Genomic DNA, 4478 nt, shown 5'->3' on the forward strand with positions numbered 1-4478 from the left:
GCGTCACATACGACGTCGCCGGTGACGTCACATACGACGTCGTATGTGACGCCGCGCCGCGGAAGAAGGGCCCGGAGGGCGCGCACTCGGCCTGCCGCGCGCCCCGGCCCTGCGCCGCGGGGCGTCTGCTACAGGTACTGCCAGACGTCGTCGATGCCGACGTCGGACGCGGGCACGGCCTCCTCGATCGAGCAGCCGTACTCGCCGGTGGCCGGGTCGACGATGCGCAGGTCGAACACGGTGGGTTCCTCGTACCAGCGCCCCTCCGGGTCCACGAGCACCTTGACGCGCGGGCGCAGCAGGTCGTCGCGGTTCACGCGGAAGACCACCGCGCTCCGGCCGTCGGTCAGCTTCACGACCGCGCCCATCGGATAGATGCCGAGCATCTGCACGAACGCCTTGGTGAGCGACGGGTCGTACGCCTTGCCTCGGCCTTGCATCAGCACGGCGAGCGCCTTGTCGGGACGGATCTCGCGGCGGAACGGGCGCCGCGTGGTCATCGCGTCGTACGCGTCGCACAGCGCGACGATCTTGGAGAACAGGTGCTGCTCCGTGCCGGCGTCCGGCTCGGGGTAGCCCTGCAGGTCGTGGCGCTGGTGATGCTCGAGCGCCACGATCATCGGCATGTGGTCCACGAGCTGGATGCGCTTGAGCAGGTCCGCGCCCTCGGTCGCGTGCGACTTCACGATCTGCCACTCGTCGCTCGTCAAGGGGCCTTCCTTGTTGAGGATGTCCTCCGGGATGCGCACCTTGCCGAGGTCGTAGAGGAGCGCGGACAGGCCGAGCGACCTCAGCGACTCGGCGTCGAGCCCGAGCGACGCGCCCGCCGACAGCGCGAGGATGCACACGTTGATCGCGTGGTTGAGCGTGTAGTCGTCGTGCCCGCGAATCGCGGTCAGGCCGAGCACGGCGGCCGGGTCGCGGAACAGGTTGTCGAGCAGCGTGTTGACCAGGTTCTGCAGCGGCTCGAGGTCGAACACCTTGCCGAGCTTCGTCTGCGTCTCCACGTCGCGCATCGCCGACATGCCGAGGTCGTAGGCCTCCCGGGCCTTTCCCTTGCTCTCGCGGTCCTCGGCGGCCGACTCGGTGCCCTCGAGTGTCGTGGTCTCGGCCACTCCCACCGAGGCGACCGCGCGCAGCTCGAGGAACGTCCGGGCTGCCTCGATGTCCGAGATAGTCGTGTCGACGATCAGGTCGATCAGCGCCTGCGCGTCCTCGGCGGTGATCTCATCATCGAGGGTGATGGCGGAGACGCCGCGCGCGAGCAGGTCCTCCACGAGCCTGCGGTGCGTCACGCTCTCCTCGGGGAAGACCTGGTTCTCGACGAACAGCGTGCCCTTGTAGACGTTGATGGTGACCTCTTCGAAGCCGAGGTCGGCCAGGCCGCACACGGCGGTGACGACCTCGTCGAGGCCCTGCTTCACGAGCGGGTGCGTGGGCGGGTACAGCGTGGCGTTGTTCTGGGCAACCGCCACGGAGCGCAAGAGCTCCTTGGCGCGCGCGAGCTTCGCCGGGGTCGCGAACGGGGCCTCGGTGCCCGGCCCGGTCTGCGCCGCCATCTCCTCGGGTGTGTCGAGACGCTCTTCTTCGCCCATGTGCGTCACTGCCTCCCGCGTTCCCGGTCCTCGAGTCGCGCCATCGCGTTGCGCGCGAGGAACCTCAACTCCTTGCGCTTGCGGCCGAAGGGCCACCCGGCCTTGGCGATCCGGCGCAGTGCGGGAAGCGCCTTTGCGGAGCCGATCGCCTCGAGGCTGGCTATGACTTCCTTCTTGAGTTCGTAGTTCCTCTCGAACAACTGTATCCTATCGAGCACCCGCGAGAGGGCCGGGACCGCCGATTCGGCGCAGATGCGGCCGAGCTCCCGCGCCGCGTGCCGGCGCGATGCCGGGTCCCAGTGCCCGAGCGCCTTCTCCAGTGCCGTGACCGCCTCGTCCAAGCGCGTGTCTGCCAGCGCCCGCAGCGCCGCGGCGCGCACGTTGACGTCGACGTTCTCGAGCGCGGTTGCGATGACCGGGAGCACGCGCCGGTCGCCGAGGTGCGACAGCGTGCCGAGCACGGCCGCGGCCGTCTGGGTGTCGGCCGTGCGCAGCATGCGGCCCGCGACGCTCAACACCTGGTCGGACATGCCGCGCAGCACCGGGCGCATGAGCGAGCGCCGGAACTCGTCGGTGTGCAGGTAGACCTCGAGGAGCGCCTGCGCGCCCGCCGGCCCCGCGGCCGACAGGATCTCGCCCGCCACCGCCGCGTCGGCGTCGGTGAGCGGCGCGCGGCACAGGTCGCGCAGCATGACGGGGTCCGCGAGCGTCGCTCGCGCGCGGTCGACCGCCTCGGTGAGCACCGGGTCCTCGCGCAGCTCGTCAAGGCGCCGGAGCGCCTCGCGCACCTCGACGAGTGCGCCGTCGCGCGCTGCGCCGGGCAGCGCGTGCCCGATCGCGGTGACCGTGTCGAGGTCCGGGCTCTTGTGCGAGAGCCGCACGTCGGCGACGAGCCGCTTGCCGGAGGCGAGCGCCGGCGCGGAGATCGCGATCTGGCGGTCGAGGTCGGAGCGGTCGTCGGTCTCGGCGATGTCGGCCGCCATGTGCGAGGTGTCGACATCGGGCGGCACGCCGCAGTCGGCTTCTGAGCGCGGAGACGGCTTCAGCAGCTCCATCACCATCTTGAGCGCCTCGGGTGGCAGGTCGAGCGCCATGGCGACTCGCTCGGGCGCGGCGTTCACGCGTGCGGCCGTCAGGGCGAGCAGCCGGGCGAGCGCGGCCGGGTTCATGCGCGCGACCACCCCGAGCATGCCCTTCATGCGCTCGCCGCCGGGCGCCGGGGCGAGCGACGCCGCGAGCACGCGCTCGCGCGTGGGCTCGTCGAGGCGGAGCAGCGCCTGGGCCACGCGCTGCATGGCGATGTCGCGGGTGGCCTCCTCGAGGCTCTCGAGCGACGCTGCCATCTCGTCGACCGCCTGGCCGCTCGCCGCCGCGCGCGCCCATCGGTCCGCCGCCGCGGCGGTCTCCTCGGCGATCTCGTCGAGTGGCGCAGCGGCCAGGTCGACGCCGAGCAGCCCCTCCTCGCTCGACGCGCGCAGTGAGACCTCGATGACCGCGATGCGCGCCACGCCTGCGGCGCCGAGCGCCGCGCGGAGCCCGCCGGCGCTGCGGACCTCCTGGGGATCCTGCGCGCAGGTCGCAAGGAACGTCGCGGTCTCCTCGTCGGTCAGGTCGGGCGCGACTATGAGCTGGCCGGACTGGAGCCGGTGCAGCGCTTCCGCGAGCGAGACGACGTGGCTGACGCCGCCCGCGATCTCGCGCTCGCCGAGCCGGAACCCGTGGGGGTCGATGGTGAACCGCACCGGCCCGGAGGCCGACGTGGTCGCGTTCGCGAAGGTGACGAACCGCGCGACCGCCTGACGCGGCAGCTCGCTCGCGGGCGGGTAGAGGCGGGCGGCGTCGGCGGCCGACGCCAGCAAGCGCAGCATCTCCTCCGGCCTTGCGAGGCTCTCGCGCTCCATCGTCGCCTCCTCCCGCCGCGCGGCCCTGCCCCTAGAGTATCGGCCTTTCGCGCCCCGGGTGCGTGACGCAGCGCACACTCGCGCGAAGGGCGTCGGCGTGCGTGCCGATGTGTAGACTGTACGGGAAGAGCCGCCCGCGTGGGCGGCCGTACCGCAGGCGGGAGAGCCCACTCGTGCTCAAGACCGACGCGTACTACCGCGATCTCGCGGCTGATGCGCTCAGGCAGGCCGGCATCCTCGAGCCGCCGGTCGACATGCGCGTGGTCGCCGACACGATCGGCGTGCCCGTCAGGCCCGTGCGCTTGGCCGGGTTCTTCTCGGGCATGCTCGTGTCCGAGGAGGGCATGCCGGTCATGGTCGTTAACGCCACTCGCGACGAGCTGCACCAGCGCTCCACGCTCGCGCACATGATCGGGCACGTGGTCATCATGCTCGCCGAGGAGGGCGCGACGTACCCCCGCAACGTCGCGGACCACCGCCCCGCCGACGTCGTGGGCGCAGAGCTCGTGCTGCCCGAGTTCATGGTCGCCGACGAGGCGCGCAAATGGTTCAACGACTACCGGTACCTCGCCCGACTGTTCGCCGTGACCGAGGGCGAGATGATGGAGAAGATGAAGGGCCTCGGCCTCATCAAGGACCGCGGCATCCACTGGGACTACTGATATCATCGCGAGAGGGCCCGCCCCTTCAACCTCTGACGCCAGCGCGGGCCCGTCACTTCGGAGGGTTGATGCGCACTTCGTATGCGGTCGGCATCGACGTGGGCGGCACGCGGATCGCCGCGGGCCTCGTCGAGCGGAAGGGCCGCGTCGTCTCGGAGGAGCGGGTGCTGACGCCGCGTGACGGCGGCCCGTTCGTCATCGTGGACACGATCATCGAGCTCGCGGGCAAGATGACCGGCTCGCTGCACCCGTCGGAGGTGGCGGGTGTCGGCATCGGCCTACCCGCGCAGGTCGACTTCCGCCGGCAGTCGGTCGAGTTC

Annotated in this window: 4 protein-coding genes; 2 read left to right on the top strand and 2 right to left on the bottom strand. The window is 71.4% G+C overall.

Annotated elements, in window-relative coordinates; genetic code table 11:
• Positions 1–128 precede the first annotated feature (128 nt).
• The gene (locus tag FDZ70_06815; GenBank protein ID TLM76275.1) at positions 129–1595 is read right to left on the bottom strand and encodes an HD-GYP domain-containing protein; all 1467 of its coding nucleotides are present in this window, start codon (positions 1593–1595) and stop codon (positions 129–131) included.
• Between the two features lie 5 nt (positions 1596–1600).
• Positions 1601–3496, bottom strand: a complete 1896-nt coding sequence (locus FDZ70_06820; protein ID TLM76276.1) for a HEAT repeat domain-containing protein — start codon at positions 3494–3496, stop codon at positions 1601–1603.
• A 101-nt stretch (positions 3497–3597) separates the two neighbouring features.
• Between FDZ70_06820 and FDZ70_06825 the strand changes: the two genes are divergently transcribed.
• Positions 3598–4158, top strand: a complete 561-nt coding sequence (locus tag FDZ70_06825) for an ImmA/IrrE family metallo-endopeptidase (protein ID TLM76277.1) — start codon at positions 3598–3600, stop codon at positions 4156–4158.
• Positions 4041–4478, top strand: a 438-nt coding sequence (locus FDZ70_06830; GenBank protein ID TLM76278.1) for an ROK family protein, incomplete at its 3' end; no start/stop codon positions are given. The genes FDZ70_06825 and FDZ70_06830, both read left to right, overlap by 118 nt.

This window comes from Actinomycetota bacterium, from assembly GCA_005774595.1.
Lineage (GTDB): Bacteria > Actinomycetota > Coriobacteriia > Anaerosomatales > D1FN1-002 > D1FN1-002.

What these genes read in the sequence shown, in the direction of transcription:
- FDZ70_06815 (TLM76275.1), bottom strand. Translation starts at nt 1,595, where the DNA reads ATGGGCGAAGAAGAGCGTCTCGACACACCCGAGGAGATGGCGGCGCAG.
- FDZ70_06820 (TLM76276.1), bottom strand. Translation starts at nt 3,496, where the DNA reads ATGGAGCGCGAGAGCCTCGCAAGGCCGGAGGAGATGCTGCGCTTGCTG.